This window comes from Mesobacillus maritimus (assembly GCF_023715205.1).
Lineage (GTDB): Bacteria > Bacillota > Bacilli > Bacillales > Cytobacillaceae > Mesobacillus_B > Mesobacillus_B maritimus_C.
The window spans coordinates 210,879-228,272 of record NZ_JAMBNR010000006.1 but is presented as its reverse complement, the minus strand read 5'-3'; the positions used below and the strand labels follow the sequence as shown (position 1 = coordinate 228,272).

The window sequence follows — 17,394 nt, the reverse complement described above, 5'->3', positions numbered from 1 at the left end:
TTGACAATTATGGCTAACAATTCAAACAAACTACTTGTTCCAGGAGTGGAACAATTCTTAGATCAAGTTAAATATGAAATCGCCCAAGAATTCGGGGTGCAATTAGGTGCCAATACAGTTTCTCGTTCAAACGGGTCGGTTGGAGGAGAAATCACTAAGCGTTTAGTACAACAAGCACAAGCTGAGCTGACAGGCAGAAATCAAAACCAATTCTAAGAAATAATTTAATAAAATTGGATAAAAAAAAGTCCGGTACCTTCCCGGACTTTTTTCATCTATTGAAAACGCTGATTTCCTTTGTCGTTTCCATTGACACGTTTAATTTGGTCATTCTTGTTTCGAGAGTTTCCGTTTTGATCCTGATTGCCTCTATTTTGATTGACCTTTTCTTTAGGACTTTTGTTATTGTTTTGATTGTTTACTTTGTGTTCCTCTTTCTTCCTATGATTCTTTTGCGCGTTTTCACTATTACCTTGATTCTTCCCATTGTTCTTTTGTGCCTTTTCTTGTATATCTATATTCTGCTGTTTCTTCTCCTGTCCATAATTAGCTTTTGTTTCTTTATTATCTTTGTTTGTATTCCCATTTTTCGGAATGGTAGGGCTTGAAACTTTCTGTTGAACTTCAGTTTGCTGTTTTGGCTTTAGTTTATCAACCTTTTCGTCCGTGTTTTGTTTTTGGTTGTCACTTGGAGGCTGAGATTGTTGAACAGGTTTATTACTTAGTTTCTCCTTAACATGAATGCCTTGTTTAACTGAATGATTTTGTTGTTTATATAAACCAGGAGTTATTCCTAATTCAACAGCATTTTGTCTTTCCTCTTCTGTAGCCGTTACCACCGTCACATCCAGTTCTTCTTCAACCGCCGCTTGTTGAGCAACCTCCGAAACCGTTTCTTCTAACACGGTTTCAAATTCCTCATCTTTCTTATTGGTAGTCGAAATGACTACTTCATGCTGCTCTTGTAGAAAGCCTTGCTTTTCAATTTCTGCAAGAATCATATTTGTTACGACAATAACATCTTCCCATTTCCATTCTGTCAGCTTTCCGATGATTTTTTGACCTTCTTCATTATAGGCCTCAATCCCGACAACCTCTAACTCATCATTTAGACCTAATTCTATACTAGGATTTACATCAATTGACATATAAGCTGAGACTTGCTGCTGACTATAGAATGGTAGGAAGAAAATGCCTAGTATTAAAACAGCTGGAAGAATCGCAACGACCTTGAAATTTTTTACCTTAGCCAGGAAATTAAATCTAGGTTCTTGACTAAACTCAGCGGGATAAAAATAGATTTCCTCTCCTACATGATAGTTTTGAGGAAGCTTGCGGGTTCTGATAAAATCACCTTCAGGCGTCAACACCGTTACATAGTGATGGTTGATTTCTAAAACTACACCCTTTTTCATCCCTCCAGCACTCCTTTTAGATAATCTTTTAAATAAACAAAGTCGCCCATAAAAACAATAGCGATTGCGATGATATATTTCCGATTTCGCTCAATTGTTTTTCGACTTAAATGAACCATTTTTTCTAATTGCTTTATCGGCAAACGTTTCTTTTCAAGAAGCTGTTTTTTAAGTTCTTCATTTTCAATTAATAGTTTTGCTACTTCAATTGCATTCTTTCGTGCATCTGCATGTTTAGGAGCTTGGTCAACAATTTCATTAAAAGAAAGACCGAAATCTTCAAGAATCTTTTGGAACTGAATGATTTCTTCTTTTCTTAGCTGCTCTTCGTTTTTTCTTCGAAACTCCTCAATTGAAAGCTCATCTTCAATACTTGATCTTGAATGCTCCTCGTCCTGAAACTCGCTTTCAAAATCCATAGAGATAGTCACCGCCCGTGATTGTTGGCGGATATAATCAATAACTCTCCGTTTAATTAATACATCAGCAAAGCTAAGCAGAGAACTTCCTCTTTCAGTTGAAAACTTTTGAATCGCTTCGTTAAAAGCAATAAGTCCAATGCTAAATTCATCGTCCGACTCATTGATGTACCGTTTACAAACAGAAGAAACTGATTTAGCTATAAAGGGTTTGTAGTCATGGATCAATTCATCGCGTAACTTCTGGTCACCCTGTTGAATTAGAGTTATTTTTTCTTCAATCGTTTTTGGCTTTCTTTTTGATAAAAACAATAAACTTAGCATTGGCCTCACCTCTCTCCCCCTCAAAATTATATCATAAAGTGTCAATTTGATATTTTGAGTAAGAAGAAAGTGAAACATCTTTAATAACTAATAATTTGAATCCAAAAAACTATTAGATTTATCTAATCCTTAAGATTCATTATTTTTGAGAATTCTTGTGTAGGAAAAGACGACGCAGAAAAATACGGCTAAGTATTCAACTTACTAATACTTGAGCTGTATCTTTCATTAGGGAGATAAGTTTTTGACAATAAAGAATTACGATTTAATTTAATCAATTATGGGGGTCATTTCTATTTAAAATTAATTCCTACTTTTCTTTAGAGATATGATTCATAATGATTCTAATTACAAACCCAATTAAGAGACCTGGCAATAGAAAAAGCATTGGCCAAAAAACAGGGCCCAATGAAATACCGAAAATTTTTAATTTTGGGGAAAGCATTAAACCAACCGTCACCATATACGCACCAAATACAAAGGGGAGGTAACTTCTTTTTACTTTCTCATCTAGAGCATGACGGTAAGCATCCCACATTGAAAACATATAAACGCAGGGATAAAACATCAACCATTGATAATCAACAACTTTAAAAGCTTTATCAATTTCCCATAAAAAACTATACATAATCGCTTGATTAAAATTGCTGTTTACATTAATGACAAATTCCAATATTACTAATAACGCCCCCTTAAGAAATTGTCCAGTTAATAGCTGTGGAAATCCAGGTAGGGCAACGGACCAAAGAATACCTTCAAGTTTGCTCAATCGCTTCATAGAATGTTGTCATTCCTTTATTACATTAATGATTTTTTTCGGGAAAGGAACTTCCACCACGGGGGAGATTTACCATGATAAATGAATGGAGTTCTCTGCCTCCATATTCTGTCCTTAAAGGATAAAAATATTACCATTTAACTGGTAAAGAAAAAGAAAAAGCGTACTGCCTATGCAGCCGCTTTTTGTTCAATCATTTTTATAGAAATTTTTGTCCAACCGGCAACAATCGTTAGAATTGGAGATAAGATACAGAAGAAAGCAAACATAGCATATTCAATCGTTTGAACTCCCAATACCCCTGTTAGAAATACTCCACATACTCCCCATGGTACGAGTGGATTAATGACTGTGCCAGCATCCTCTAACGCGCGAGAAAGATTCTTCGGATGTAATCCAGCTTTTTGATAATAAGGCTCAAATAAATTACCGGTCATGATGATTGATAAGTATTGTTCCCCTACTAAAATGTTTATACCCAGTGCAGTAGCAACAGTCGATGTAATTAATACCGAGACCTTTGCTGTGCCTTTAATAAACAAAGAAAAGAAAACGGACAGTATTCCAATTCGTGACAATATTCCTCCCATCGACAATGCGAGCAATACAAGGGAAATGGAAAAAAACATACTTTCAACCCCACCCCGCGATAATAAGGAGTGAACAACTTCCATTTCTGTATCAACTTTAAAACCTGAGTACAAAATTGACGGTATTTCTGCCCAGCTCTCTTTATCGGTAATCAACAGACTAATTCCTAAAGCTGTTAAAGAACTGCTACCAAGTGTAATCACGGACGGCACTTTTTTGAACGCAAGGACTGCTAAGACAAAAAAGGGAATAAGAGAATACCAATGGACTAAGTTCAGGTAACGTAATTCCTCTTGTATCATTATTACTTGTCCGAAATTCCCTGCTATATCTGATGGTGAAAGCATAAGAAACAACAGAAACGATAGAATAAATGCCGGAACAGTTGTCCAAGTCATATTTTTAATATGCTCGAATAAATCGACCTTAACAGTAGCTGCTGCAAGAGTAGTGGTGTCTGATAAAGGGGACATTTTATCACCTAGGAAAGCCCCCGAGACGATTGCTCCTGCTGTAATGGCACTGGATAACCCAAATACATCTGCAATACTAATAAAGGCAACACCCACCGTAGCAGCAGTTGTTAAAGAACTCCCGATCCCTAATCCAATACATGCTGTTAACACAAACACAATAGCATAAAACCATTTACCAGAGATCAATTCTAATGCTAAATAAATAAATGTGGGAATTGTACCGCCTACCATCCAACTACTAATTAATACTCCTATAAACAAGAAAATTAGGACAGCTCCTACACCAGATTTTGCCCCTTCAACTAGGGCTGTTTCCAGATCTTTCACCTTTATCTTTTTTACGATTCCATAGCTCAATAAAAATAATATAGCTAGAATGACAGGAACATGCGGAACAAGTTGTAACTTAATAATTCCGAAACCAATTCCACTTAATAATAGGAGAATCATGATGATTGCCTCAATCGGACTAACGACCTGGCTCCTTGACATTTGCTGCATATTCTCTCCTCCGCCCCTACTTTTACACTTAAACGCTTTTATGCACAAAAGTATTATAGTAATAATATATTTATCAATCCTCGCTTTGTCAATTAGAAAATAAAAGCAGTTGATTCTGGAACTGGAAAATTTCAAAGTAAAAATCATTTATCGCTTTCTTCTAAAGTAATGCTGTTTTTTTAAATCATTTTCGTTAAAATCCTATTGTCAATTTTAACGCAGTAATCATCACTTTTTCAAAGTGAAAATTAAGTTAGCAAGCTTCTCTTAAATGAGGCTATTTTTTTGCATAACCTAGTTCACTTTTGAGAAAAGAGCCTAAAAAAAAAGAGCTGCTATAGATAGCAAGCTCATTAATTTGGGATACTTGACTTATTGATTCATGTCCATAGGGTTATATAACCGAACATCAGGATTTTTATCTTGGAACCAACGTAAAGCAAAATCGTTTTCAAATAAGAATACTTTCTGACCATATCGGTCGTGAACGAGTAGACTTCTTGAGTTAGAAAGATTTTCGTCGATTTCCTCATTTTCAATCCAGCGGGCAATTTTAGAGCCTAATCCTTCTATAATCACTTCAACATTGTACTCATTCCGCATTCTATGTTCGAAAACTTCAAATTGAAGCTGACCTACAGCTCCTAATAGATACTCCTCTGTTTTAACGGTTTTAAATAATTGAATCGCTCCTTCTTGAACCAATTGCTGAATTCCCTTATGAAAATGTTTTTGTTTCATAACATTTTTAGCCGTAACTCTAACAAAGATTTCGGGTGTAAATTGTGGTAATCCCTCATACTGGAAGACTTCTTTTCCCGAAAGAATCGTGTCTCCAATTTGGTAAGTACCCGGATCATATAATCCAATGATGTCACCGGCAACAGCCTCTTCAACTGTACTGCGGTCATCTGCCATAAATTGGGTGGATTGAGCAATTTTCATTGTTTTTCCTGTGCGTGGAAGCGTAACTGTCATACCTCGATCAAATTTTCCTGAACAAATCCGTAAAAAGGCGATACGATCCCTGTGGGCAGGGTTCATGTTCGCTTGGATTTTAAAAATAAATCCAGAGAATTCTTCAGACATTGGGTCAATTTCCCCTGTTGTCGAATTTCTTGGTTGCGGCATTGGCGCAAATTCCAAATAGGATTCAAGAAATGTTTGCACGCCGAAGTTTGCTAACGCACTCCCAAAGAAAACTGGGATTAATTTACCATCACGAATCCTTTCTTCCGAAAACTCGTTGCCAGCCTCATCTAGTAACATGATTTCTTCAAGCGTTTGTTCGTAAAGTGAGGTTTCCTTTAACTTATGGTCTCCTGGAATTTCTCCATCTTCATTAAGATCGATAAATTTGTCCTTCTCATCAACCCTAAATTGTTCAATCCGTTTATGATGGCGGTCATAAATTCCTAAAAATTGTTTTCCCATCCCAATTGGCCAATTCATCGGATAAGATTCAATCCCCAGCACTTCCTCAAGTTCAGCCAATAATTCGAGAGGCATTTTTCCTTCTCGATCAAGCTTATTAATGAACGTAAAAATTGGGATTCCTCTCATTCGACAAACCTTAAATAATTTTAATGTTTGCTCTTCAATCCCTTTCGCTGAATCAATAATCATTACTGCACTATCAACAGCCGTTAGGGTTCGATACGTATCCTCACTAAAGTCCTGGTGACCTGGTGTATCAAGAATATTCACTCGGAATCCATCATAATCGAATTGCATCACACTAGACGTAACGGAAATCCCACGTTGCTTCTCAATCTCCATCCAATCACTCGTTGCAAACTTTCCTGTCTTCTTCCCTTTAACAGTTCCCGCATCACGTATTGCACCACCGAATAAGAGCAATTTTTCCGTTAACGTCGTTTTCCCTGCATCAGGGTGGGAAATAATCGCAAACGTTCTTCTAGATGAAACTTGATCCTTTAAATTTTTCATATATCTATCCTTTCTATAAAACGCCTAAACAAAAAGCGTTTTTTAAACAAAAAAATCTTCATAAATTTTATCATATATTCTAAGAGGTGAGTTTGCAATCTGCTTTTCATTCCCAACTAAAATCAATCTCTACTAGAAGGCTCTTATATCAAACTTTGTTGCTCTCGAACAGAAAACACATCTAACCAAGCTAGATTATTCAAAAAATTAGCTACATTTTATGAGAAAAGAGGATGAAAACTTAATTCAAACTTAGGAAATCGCTACTATTTGCGTTAAAATCAGCTTAGGATTTTAACAACACCTTTATGAAAACTTCCATTAAGAAACATTGTACTTGTCCTTTATAAAACGAACAAGCTGCTCTCCTCTAACCAAGCTTTCACCACCGCCTTGAGCGAAGCTAGGGCTTCCCCCTCCTTTTCCATTTATAAGAGGAAGGAGTTCATTCAACAAATCTCTCATATTTTGTTGTGCCTTTTGGCCTCTAGCACAAACGAGCTGCAACTGACTATCATTTTCCGCAATTAGGACAATGACTTTCGTTTCAGCTAGCTGTGTTGCTAAACGGGCAAGCTTTTGAAGTTCCTTAATTGTTCGATTTTGAAAAACAGCAGTTATACACCCTTCAGAATCATACTTTATAAGATCCTTTGCTTCGTATTGCAAAATAGTATCTTTGGATTCATCGAGTAATTGATTAAGTGCTTTATTTCTATCCAGTAATCGGTCCACCGCACTCAATAAATCTTCCTCAGGAGCGTTAAGACAACCCGTCATACTGTGAAGGATTGAGTGTTTTTTTTGTAGTTGAGCCAGAACTCTATTTCCACATATAAACTCTACACGGATTTTCTTTCGCTGTCTTTCCCAACCGAGAATTTTAATGAAGCCCGTCTCGGCAGTTGTTCGGGGATGAGTTCCACCGCACCCGTTATAATCATAGTCCGGAATAATCACAAGTCGAATGTTTTCCGTTACGGAAACTTCTTTTCGTAATCGATATTGACTTAATTCCTCCGGTTTCACCCAAATGGTTTCAATTTTTCTAGCTTCCATAACAATCTGGTTTGCTTTTTCTTCTACTTTTAACACCTCCATGCTTGGCAGCTCTTCAATATCTAAATCAATCGTAGATGTCTCTTTCCCTAAGTGAAAAGAAACGGTCCTATAACCATAGATTTCTTCAAAAGCTGCTGATAATATATGCTGACCGGAGTGTTGTTGCATGTGGTCTTGCCTTCGTTCCCAATCCAACTCACAGTCAACCTTAACAATATCTTTGGAGAGTGACTGTTCTAAATAATGGCGAATTTCTCCATCTACTTCCTCGACATTTTTTACCTTAATACCGTTAATCAATCCAGTGTCGTGAGGTTGTCCACCGCCAGTAGGATAAAAAGCTGTTTCTTTTAAAATCAAATATGTTTCACCATTTTCCTTTCGTTGCTCAACCACCTCGGTCGAAAAGGATTTTATGTATGGATCATGATAATACAATTTTTCCACTCTTCCAATGCCTCCGTGTCTATTTTATTTTCCAGTATACCACTAATATTATAGAGACTACATCGCTTCTAGATAGGTAACAACTTAGGAGTTAAATCTAAAAAAGTGCCCGCTGATTGGGCACTTCCTGTTAGTTGCTACGCACGGATATGTTCCATAGCAATATGTTTCTATAGCAACTTATATGTTTACCAGTTTTATTTTAACCTAGATGTTCTTAATAAAATCCGCCGTATCCCCAAGAAGCTCCAATTATAATCAACAGAATGAACAGAACAACGATTAAGGCAAATCCTGCCCCATATCCACCGCGTACGTCAGACATTCATAACTACCTCCTTTTTCATTTTCACTATATCCTATTCAAGCTAGGCATTTTGTGCAATGAAATGAGGAAAAAAATTGTGCCCAATCTTTAGTACATACTTACATTTTGACCTGACAACTGCTGCGTATGGGGCCTTTTTATTTAGGCTGTTATCGTAAAGTTTGTTGTTAGAATCCTAAAGCCGATTTTAACTAGAAGTAAGCTTTTCTCTGCGATACTGCTTAGTCTGTAAGCTCTTTTCTCCTCTTATAAACGAATTTAGAATGGAATCATAGCTAAATCATTCTTTCTTTAGAAAAGCAACATTGTTTGAGAAAAGAGCCCTTATTTCTGATGCTATCAAAACTTTGTAATACGCTCAGAATCCAATCAACTTGTTCCATTTAGCAAAACTTCATTCATCCGCGTTCATGAAAAGCGGTATAAATATCGGACATTCAGCCTACTATGTTGATTTAGCATATAAGCAGATTGTGTTGCGTTTTCTTTTCTCAAAGTATTTAGGGCTGCGATCATGTCTTCCACTGTTTTAATTCCAATTCCATGGGCATAATACTGATTCCCTCCAAGAACTACCGCATTCGCCCCTCGCCATATTGGTTCTCGAAAGTCCGGGTTATTAAAATAAATCACATCACCAGGAATAAACTCACTCCCAACTCTGGTTATAATTTCCATATCAGGGTCGTTATTCCAATTCCAAACAAGCAAGTTATTAAATAGGTAATTAAAATGGGATTCACGAATCGAATCAAGGACTGCTTTATAGAAAACAATCACCATAGCGGTTGAACACTCAAAACCGTACATTTTCCCATTCTGAAAAAGATCACGAATCGCTTGGGATGGCAGCACGTCTGGTCTAAGTAGGTATCCACTCCTACTTCTTACCCAAAACGCTGAGTTAAAAGTTGAATATTGAAAGGAAGTGAAAATAGCTCCACTTTTATTAAGGTCGAGTGCAGCCTGAATTGTATTCGCTCGTAACGATAATTCAAACTCAAGTTCTCTATGGGAACTATAGACAAATGACTCCCGAGCTGCTTGCAGTTTTAAATAAATTTCCCTTTTTACCCCATGTAGACTTTGCTCAGCTATCCCAGGATTTGGGGTTGAGATGCTTATCATTATGGCCTCCTTTTCTTCATTAGGCTCTATTTTAACTAGCCATTGATACAACCATAGTAATAAGAAAATCCTTCATTAACCCCATGTTATGACCGGTTTTGCTTTTTCAGAAGAAAAAACTCAATCCTCTTCGGATTGAGTAATTAGAAAAAAATTTATTTATCTACCTTTGACTCATGAACACAATTCTCAATAAATTCTTTTACCTTAGAGAAATCCTCATATACGAGTAACAACAAATCACCTGCTTTTGATAGTTCCCAGGCCTTTGTAAATGCCTCAACTTCTTTAGGGATAACATGAATGTATCCTGGTGCTAACCGTTTTAGGGCTACATTTTTCATCATATTTGGAACTTCGAGTGTTTTTCTTCCCCTTAACTCAGCATCTTCTTTAATAATCATTATATCGGTACTGTTAGCTGTAATTTCACTTAGTTGAATAATATCAGAATCGAGCCGGTCACCAGGTGCTGAGAGAACCGTTATGACCCTTCCTGTTTTCATTGCCTCCACGGCTTCAAAAACAGCTTTAAGTCCAGCACAATTGTGGGCATAATCGATAATAATTTGTCTACCATCAATATCAAGTTTGTTAAATCTTCCCTTTGAATGGTGAAAATCGGGATTAAATGATATTGCTTTCTCTTTTAAAATCTCAATATCAATCCCTTGGGAATAGGCTGATGCGAGCGCCTGTAATAAATTCATGACGTTATGTTTCGCTGATCCTCCAAAAGAAATTGGGACATCTTTTACAGGCAGAAAGCGGATTCGTTTTCCATTTTGGAGGTAATAAATCCAACCATCGCTGTGAAGAAACCAAGCCTTTCCTTGTTCCTTTATTTTATCTTGTATCAAAGGATTTTGCTCACTTAGAGATGTGAAAATAACCTCTCCTTTTGTATAGGAAGCCATGTTTGCCACATCTGAATCATCAGCATTTAAAATGCAATAACCGCCTTCTATTACGACCTCTGGAATGAGCCGTTTTAATTTTACTAATTGATCAAATTCTTCAATTCCGTCGAGACCTAAGTGGTCTTCCGCTACATTTGTTACAACCCCAACATCACAATAACGAAAAGCTAGACCTTCGCGAAGAATTCCTCCCCTAGCTGTCTCTAATACCGCAGCATCAACTTGCGGATTGCTCAGGACGCTTCGCGCACTAATGGGGCCGCTACAATCCCCTTCTTCAATGCAACGTTCTCCAATATACACCCCATCTGAATTCGTCATCCCTACGGTAAAGTCTTCTTTTTCCAGAAAGTATTTTATCATTCTCGTAGTGGTCGTTTTTCCATTTGTCCCTGTAACTGAAATAATCGGGATTGTTGCTTCTGAACGACTCTTAAACAAATACTCTACAACGGCTTTTCCTACATCCCTGCTTTTCCCTTTACTTGGAAAATGATGCATTCTTATTCCTGGTGCAGCGTTCACCTCTATAATCGCAGACGTTTTAGCATCAAATGGCTTACTGATATCGCGACTAATAAAGTCAACACCTGCAATATCTAAGTTAATTGCCTTTGCGGCACTTTCTGCTATCTCTCTTACGGTTGGGTGTACCTCATCCGTAACATCAATGGCCTGTCCTCCGGTGGATAAATTGGCATTGCCGACAACTTGGACAATTTGACCTTTTTGAGGAATTGAGTCTAAAGTTAATCCAAATTTCTCAAGAAAGCAGGTAACAGTATAGTTAAAAGGTATTTTGGTCATTGGCTTTTCATGCCCGTCACCACGTAAGGGATTGGCGTTCTCAATCTCTATCAATCTGCGGATAGAATCTTGTCCATTGCCAATCACAAAAGGAGGAAGCCTTAGACTGGCTGCAACCAATGTTCCGTCTATAATAACAAGACGATAATCATGTCCTTCATAATATCTTTCTAAAATAAACTCTTTCACATGATTATCCATACAATTGACCACATTAAACAACTCATCTTTGTCTTTAATATTCGTAATAACTCCCTGACCTTGTCGTCCGTTTAACGGCTTAATGACAAGAGGAAATTTAAGCTTGTCCGCAGCTAAAAAGATTTCTTTTTTAGTTTGGACTACTTCCCCCTGTGGAACAGGTAGACCACAACTAGCTAACAGGTCCTTTGTTGCTTGTTTATCGCAAGCTGTTTCAACTGCTAAACAAGAAGTTTGACTGGTAATTGTCGCTTGTACATGTTTTTGTTTTGAACCATGTCCTAGACGAAGAAAGCTATGTTCTCCGACACGTTCAACTGGAATTCTCATCGATTGGGCTGCTTTCATAATCGCTTCGGTGCTTGGTCCTAGTTTATTTTCGTAATACAAAGAGGATACCTTTTTTACATAGGACTCAATCAATAGATTCTTTTCACCCTTAAGTAGTTTATCAACCACTTCTAAAGCAGCTTTAAAAGCGTAAAAACCGGATTCAACTTCCTTATACTCATAAGCGACATAATATATTCCCTTTTGTCTACTTGTGATGGTTTTACCATGTTTAACATCAATTCCTGCCATGATTTGTAGCTCGATAGCCATATGTTCAAGGATATGGCCCATCCAAGTCCCTTCCTCTAGCCGCTCTACAAAGCCTCCCTCATAACCTGTAGAACATGTATGCTTTTTCAGTCCCGGAAGTAGATGAATTAACTCTTTAGGAAAGCCATCAATTTGATTAGATGGCTGAAATTCATACTCCTCGATATCTAATTCAATCCACATCATTGGTTTATAACTAAAGTAATTTGGACCCTTCAAATGTCTTACTCGGATGATCTTCATTACTATGCCTCTTTCCTTTTCATGATTTTCCGGGAGGATAAATTAAAACAATACCCATCTGTCAGAGCATGAAGTTTAAAGTCTGTAATGGTTAACTCTTCGCCCCCATTTTCAGACCTTACAAAATCCACAAGACTTCCGTTCTTGCCATCAATCACAAAAACTTGATGCTCACCAATTACCTCGAATTGGTCTCCCTCAACCAGAATGGCTGTATTTTCATCGATGCCAATCCCAACTAAATCATTATTCTCAGCAATTGCCGTAATTAATCGTCCAAAACGCGCTCGCTGTGAAAAATGTTGATCTATTAGAAGTTTTTTTTCAAAACCAAACCCTTTTCCCATCTCAATTAACAGTCGTTCTTCTTCATTATTTTTCATCTCGGAATAAATAATCATTTCTTCTCCCATAATCGTTGCCCCGGCACTTGTTCCACCGATTAACAATCCTGATTGCCACTTATTCAATAGAAGGGTATGAAGTTTTGTATTGCGAATACAATCAGACAATCTTTTCTGATCCCCACCTGTGATAAACAATGACCCAAGGTTGGAAACCGTCTCTAGAATCGCTGGGTCATCTGCTTTTTGGCGTGAATCGACGTCAATAACCTCGATATCCTTTACCCCCTGATTTTCAAAGACTTCCATATATCCTTTAGTTATCTCATCCGGAATGCTAGAGGCAGTAGGTAAAATTCCAATCGCACCTTGCCTTTCCTTTGATAGTTCTAAAAAGGCGTGAAGAATTTCACCCGTTTTACATTTTTCTTCATTGCCTCCGATAATCAGCAATCTGCCTGGACTCATGTTTAATTCTTCACCTTTCTTAAATTAAGATAATTTTTAAAAGGCCCTCCATCTTTCCAAAATTTGCTCCTATAACAGGTTACCCAAACTAGGCTTGTTTTCATTCGTATTTCTTTTGTTCCATAAATTGAATGCTTTTATACAAGGCTTTTTTTACCAAACAACTGTTAAGTATTTTTACAATAGCCTAACAACCAACATGAAAAATTCGTATCCTAACTTTTAAATACCTTCTTCATCAAATCGTAACAATTTTCTCTTTCGCGATATTGTGTTTTGCATTGTACTATCTCTTTCATTTCAGAATATGATATTTACTATTGAGAATAGGATTAAGAGGAAAATTGTTATTTTAAGTGCAGGATATGGAGGTGTATTTGTCATAGTTCTTATACTTTGTTTCTTTTGAAGATCAATTCGGATGAATGAGCAATGTAATCCTAAAAAATAGCTTATTTACGAGAGAAAAGCTTGCAAATTTAATTTAAACGTACGAAATCACTACTATTGCGTTAAAGTCGAATTTGGGATTTCAACAACAACTATGTACCTAAAAATACTCAGAGATTTATCGATGGAAGACAGAAAAAAGGGAGACAGGATAAATGTCTCCTTTACTTATTGACTCTCCACCGTTAATAATGACTCGTCTGGCCTCTTCCCTTTTTGTAACTCGCGAATAGATAATCCGAAATCCATTTGTAAATGTGGATAATCCTTAAACCCTATCCAGTCTCCGCCCCATTCAAACCCTAATTCCTTGGCAACCGCAACGACTTCCATCCAATCTGCCTGATTATTCTTATTTCCATCATATTTCATGTCCCAAATAATCTTGCCATCGGGGGTTTTCAGTGCAAAGTCTATGGCTAATCCAAAATTATGATACGATTCACCCGCATTAGCATTCGTAACAACGTTTCCAGCAACTGTTCTCCCTTTAGCATATAGGTTTTCTTGTTCCTGAAAACTTCTGAAGCCATCCGTAATCACAACTTGAATCCCATTTTCTGCAGCTTTCCCGATTAGAATATCAGCTTGATAGGCAAGTTCCGGATGTAAATCTTCTGGTAGTTCTTGAGTTTGAGTCACTGAGCTACTCCCAATTGTCCGAATATATAAAATGAGGATCACGATGGCTAGTAAAACCGTAATCATTAAATTCCCACGTAATTTCATTAATCTAATCCTCTTTCTACCTTATCTATCTATATAAACGTTTGCAGTAAAAAAAGGTTTCAAGTTTTTATTGTGTTGGAGGCTTTGTTTTGATTAAAGTACATTTTCAGGTAGCCATAGGTTGGTTTACTCAGTAAGTAACTGAAGCACTTTGTTCAATATTAAAGTTTGAACAAAAAAACAACAGCTAGGATTCAATCCTAGCTGCTGCATTCCCTTAAGAAACTTCTTTATCTTTCTCAGTTTTATAACCGTCTTCCCAATATTCTGCATTTTTTATCCCTAACTTAGTAGAATTGAATACTGGGTCAAGTCCTTGTCTTTTTTGTTCTTCATAATCTTTAAGCGCAATCAGCGCCGGCTTTGCAAGGATTACGATAGCGATTAAGTTTAACCAAACCATTAATCCAAGGCCTACATCTCCTAATGCCCAAGCAAGACTTGCTGTTCGGATAGCTCCATAGAATGTAGCTGCTAGTATGACAATCTTTAAAATAAACATAGCTGGTTTACTATTTCTTCCTCGAGTTAAAAAAGCAATATTCGTTTCAGCGATATAGTAATATGCCATGATGGTTGTAAAAGCAAAGAATAAGAGTGAAATGGCAACAAAACCTGCTCCAAACCCTGGAATCGCTGATTCTACAGCCGCCTGAGTATAACCTGGACCAGCTTCCACACCAGAAAGGTTCTCGACTATTGGTGTCTCACCATCTGATCCATAAACGTTAAAGGCTCCTGTAAAGAGAATCATAAACGCTGTAGCGGAACAGACAAATAATGTATCGATGTATACAGAGAATGCCTGAACCAACCCTTGTTTTGCCGGGTGAGAAACTTCTGCGGCAGCTGCTGCATGCGGCCCTGTTCCCTGACCTGCTTCATTGGAATAAATCCCCCGTTTTACCCCCCAAGCAATCGCACTACCAAGGATCCCACCAAAAATTGAATCTGCACCGAAAGCACTTGAAAAAATTAACGAAATTACTGAAGGTAGCTCAGTAATATTCATTGCAATAATAATTAAGGCAACTAATATATAACCAATTGCCATAAATGGAACCGCAAACATAGCTACATTAGCGATACGTTTTACCCCACCAAAAATGATTAATCCTAATAAAACGACTAAAATGATTCCAGTAACAGTGGGACTAATTCCAAATGCATTTTCTAACCCTAAGGCAATTGAATTAGACTGAATCCCAGGCATTAACAAACTCATTGCTAACAAGGCAGCAACCGCAAACAGAACCGCGAACCACTTTATCCCAATCCCCTTTTCAATATAATACGCCGGTCCTCCGCGATAAACCCCGTCCTGTTTGACCTTATAAATTTGACCTAATGTAGATTCAACGAAGGCACTTCCTGCTCCAATAAAAGCGATCATCCACATCCAAAAAACAGCCCCCGGGCCTCCCATAGCAATCGCGGTAGCTGTTCCAGCGATGTTTCCTGTACCTACACGTCCGGAAAGAGCTAACGATAATGCTTGAAATGAGGACACACCTGCCTCCGAGCTTTTTCCTTGAAACATTAGCCTTACCATTTCTTTAATATACCTAACTTGTAAGAACCTAGTTAAAACTGAAAATAATAACCCTATCGCAAGACAAATATAAATGACCGGTGTACTCCATAAAACATTATTCAAACTGTTTACAAAAGCTTCCAAAGCCAATCCCCCCTTAGCTTTTACAAATTTTCTTTCTATTTTGAATTATATGTAAAAGTACACTTTATTACAATGCTTTTCGAAGGGAGAAGTTTTAATTCCCAAAAAAAATTAGCCTAAATCATTTGAATTAGGCTAATTTTTTTTGGTTAACTGATCAATTGGAATTTCTGCTTTCTTACGGGTGTAATAAAACCAAATGATTCCAGCACAGAGGATATAATAACCAATAAATATCGTTAATGCAAAGCCAACGCTACCTGTAGCATCAATGGACCACCCGAATAGACTTGGAATAAAAAAACCTCCAAAAGCACCAATAGCAGAAGCGAGGCCGATCGCCGCAGGAGACTCAACTGGGCCAAAAATTAGGGGGAACATCGTAAAAATTGACCCATTGGCAATTCCACCAGCAGCAAATAACAATAAAAATGAAAGAAAAAAGCCAATAAAGCTATTAGTCAATTCTTGGATAAAGAAGATTACTCCTAGAACCCCAAGTATCATAATTCCCACATCTATTAATGAGACCTTTGCTCCACCGAATTTATCCGCTAAATATCCCCCCACCGGCCGACCAATTGCTCCTAACAATGGACCGATAAAAACGAGTTGGACAGTATTAATATGTGGGAATTCCCCTTTTAATAGAAGTGGAAAGGCTGCAGAATAACCGATAAAAGAACCAAACGACATAATATATAAGATTGTAATTAGGTACATATGCTTTCTGCGAAAGACTTGTAATTGACTTGATAATTTTGGTTTCTCTAAAGGCAAATTATCCATTCCAAATAAGGCAAGGAAAGAGAAAATGACTATCGGTATTGCCCAAATCAATGCTCCATTTTGTAACCACACTTGCGTAACTCCATTTGAAGTTTCAATTGTCTGCGGCTCTCCTCCAAGTGCTCCAAATATCGGAAAAACAATCACTATAGGGATTAGAAATTGCGCAAGACTTACACCTAAATTTCCTAGTCCCCCATTGATTCCAAGTGCAGACCCTTGAAGTGTTTTTGGAAAAAAATGTCCAATTGCCGCCATCGATGAAGCAAAATTTCCTCCACCAAGGCCACAGAGCGCAGCTAAAATTATCATTACTATATAAGGTGTATCCGTATTTGTCAGTGCCCATCCGACACCAAGAACAGGGACTAACAAGATTAATGAAGATAAAAATGTCCATGTCCTTCCTCCAAAATAGGTTACGCCTATCGAGTAAAAAAAACGGACAACTGCCCCTGTTAGAGCAGGGATAGCTGCTAGATTATAAACTTGTTCGGTTGTATAAGGAAAGCCGGCATCAATCAGTTGGAGCGAAAGCATTGACCAAATTTGCCAAACACTAAAAGCAATCATCAAGTTGGCAATTGATATCCATAAATTCCGATTTGCAACCCGCTTCCCTTTTGCCTCCCAGAAAGTCAGGTCATTCGGATTCCAATAATTTGTCTGATTCACAAAAAAACCTCCATTTCATCATGGATAGTTTTTGCTTAAAAGCTGTTTCTATTCAAATAAAAGAAGTC

Annotated in this window: 14 protein-coding genes; 1 reads left to right on the top strand and 13 read right to left on the bottom strand. The window is 37.4% G+C overall.

Annotated features, from left to right (window positions below; translation table 11 throughout):
- Positions 1–9: 9 nt before the first annotated feature.
- Positions 10–216: an alpha/beta-type small acid-soluble spore protein gene (locus M3182_RS10835; RefSeq protein ID WP_251558056.1), complete on the top strand. Its 207-nt coding sequence runs from the start codon at positions 10–12 to the stop codon at positions 214–216.
- A gap of 59 nt (positions 217–275) precedes the next feature.
- Here M3182_RS10835 and M3182_RS10830 read toward each other — a convergent pair whose 3' ends face one another.
- From M3182_RS10830 to M3182_RS10770, 13 genes are all read right to left on the bottom strand, one after another.
- Positions 276–1,415 (bottom strand): anti-sigma-I factor RsgI family protein, encoded by a 1,140-nt coding sequence (locus M3182_RS10830; RefSeq protein ID WP_251558054.1) that lies wholly within the window; start codon positions 1,413–1,415, stop codon positions 276–278.
- A complete protein-coding gene (gene sigI / locus M3182_RS10825) occupies positions 1,412–2,167 on the bottom strand; it encodes an RNA polymerase sigma factor SigI (protein ID WP_251425455.1) in 756 nt (251 codons plus the stop codon). Before sigI ends, M3182_RS10830 begins: the two co-directional genes overlap by 4 nt.
- A 301-nt stretch (positions 2,168–2,468) precedes the next feature.
- Positions 2,469–2,936 (bottom strand): hypothetical protein, encoded by a 468-nt coding sequence (locus tag M3182_RS10820; RefSeq protein WP_251425452.1) that lies wholly within the window; start codon positions 2,934–2,936, stop codon positions 2,469–2,471.
- A gap of 170 nt (positions 2,937–3,106) precedes the next feature.
- Positions 3,107–4,504, bottom strand: coding sequence for a Na+/H+ antiporter NhaC (nhaC, locus tag M3182_RS10815; RefSeq protein ID WP_251425449.1), 1,398 nt, complete (start codon positions 4,502–4,504; stop codon positions 3,107–3,109).
- Positions 4,505–4,876: 372 nt separating this feature from the next.
- The gene (locus tag M3182_RS10810) at positions 4,877–6,454 is read right to left on the bottom strand and encodes a peptide chain release factor 3 (protein WP_251425446.1); all 1,578 of its coding nucleotides are present in this window, start codon (positions 6,452–6,454) and stop codon (positions 4,877–4,879) included.
- Positions 6,455–6,775: 321 nt separating this feature from the next.
- Positions 6,776–7,963, bottom strand: a complete 1,188-nt coding sequence (locus M3182_RS10805) for an alanyl-tRNA editing protein (RefSeq protein ID WP_251558052.1) — start codon at positions 7,961–7,963, stop codon at positions 6,776–6,778.
- A gap of 217 nt (positions 7,964–8,180) precedes the next feature.
- On the bottom strand, positions 8,181–8,288 hold the full coding sequence (locus M3182_RS10800) for a YjcZ family sporulation protein (RefSeq protein ID WP_251425440.1): 108 nt from the start codon (positions 8,286–8,288) through the stop codon (positions 8,181–8,183).
- Between the two features lie 411 nt (positions 8,289–8,699).
- Positions 8,700–9,419 (bottom strand): protein-glutamine gamma-glutamyltransferase, encoded by a 720-nt coding sequence (locus M3182_RS10795; protein ID WP_251558050.1) that lies wholly within the window; start codon positions 9,417–9,419, stop codon positions 8,700–8,702.
- Positions 9,420–9,574: 155 nt separating this feature from the next.
- Positions 9,575–12,193: a cyanophycin synthetase gene (gene cphA, locus M3182_RS10790; RefSeq protein WP_251425434.1), complete on the bottom strand. Its 2,619-nt coding sequence runs from the start codon at positions 12,191–12,193 to the stop codon at positions 9,575–9,577.
- A 2-nt stretch (positions 12,194–12,195) separates the two neighbouring features.
- Complete coding sequence (locus tag M3182_RS10785) at positions 12,196–13,005, bottom strand: cyanophycinase (RefSeq protein WP_251425431.1); 810 nt, start codon at positions 13,003–13,005, stop codon at positions 12,196–12,198.
- 618 nt (positions 13,006–13,623) lie between these two features.
- The gene (locus M3182_RS10780) at positions 13,624–14,184 is read right to left on the bottom strand and encodes a M15 family metallopeptidase (protein WP_251425428.1); all 561 of its coding nucleotides are present in this window, start codon (positions 14,182–14,184) and stop codon (positions 13,624–13,626) included.
- A 217-nt stretch (positions 14,185–14,401) separates the two neighbouring features.
- Positions 14,402–15,862, bottom strand: coding sequence for an alanine/glycine:cation symporter family protein (locus M3182_RS10775; RefSeq protein ID WP_251425425.1), 1,461 nt, complete (start codon positions 15,860–15,862; stop codon positions 14,402–14,404).
- A 135-nt stretch (positions 15,863–15,997) separates the two neighbouring features.
- Entirely contained in the window at positions 15,998–17,326 is a 1,329-nt protein-coding gene (locus tag M3182_RS10770; RefSeq protein WP_251425422.1) for an MFS transporter, read from the bottom strand.
- Between the last annotated feature and the right edge of the window lie 68 nt (positions 17,327–17,394).

What these genes read in the sequence shown, in the direction of transcription:
- M3182_RS10835 (WP_251558056.1), top strand. Translation starts at nt 10, where the DNA reads ATGGCTAACAATTCAAACAAACTACTTGTTCCAGGAGTGGAACAATTC.
- M3182_RS10830 (WP_251558054.1), bottom strand. Translation starts at nt 1,415, where the DNA reads ATGAAAAAGGGTGTAGTTTTAGAAATCAACCATCACTATGTAACGGTG.
- M3182_RS10820 (WP_251425452.1), bottom strand. Translation starts at nt 2,936, where the DNA reads ATGAAGCGATTGAGCAAACTTGAAGGTATTCTTTGGTCCGTTGCCCTA.
- nhaC (WP_251425449.1), bottom strand. Translation starts at nt 4,504, where the DNA reads ATGCAGCAAATGTCAAGGAGCCAGGTCGTTAGTCCGATTGAGGCAATC.
- M3182_RS10810 (WP_251425446.1), bottom strand. Translation starts at nt 6,454, where the DNA reads ATGAAAAATTTAAAGGATCAAGTTTCATCTAGAAGAACGTTTGCGATT.
- M3182_RS10800 (WP_251425440.1), bottom strand. Translation starts at nt 8,288, where the DNA reads ATGTCTGACGTACGCGGTGGATATGGGGCAGGATTTGCCTTAATCGTT.
- M3182_RS10795 (WP_251558050.1), bottom strand. Translation starts at nt 9,419, where the DNA reads ATGATAAGCATCTCAACCCCAAATCCTGGGATAGCTGAGCAAAGTCTA.
- cphA (WP_251425434.1), bottom strand. Translation starts at nt 12,193, where the DNA reads ATGAAGATCATCCGAGTAAGACATTTGAAGGGTCCAAATTACTTTAGT.
- M3182_RS10785 (WP_251425431.1), bottom strand. Translation starts at nt 13,005, where the DNA reads ATGAGTCCAGGCAGATTGCTGATTATCGGAGGCAATGAAGAAAAATGT.
- M3182_RS10780 (WP_251425428.1), bottom strand. Translation starts at nt 14,184, where the DNA reads ATGAAATTACGTGGGAATTTAATGATTACGGTTTTACTAGCCATCGTG.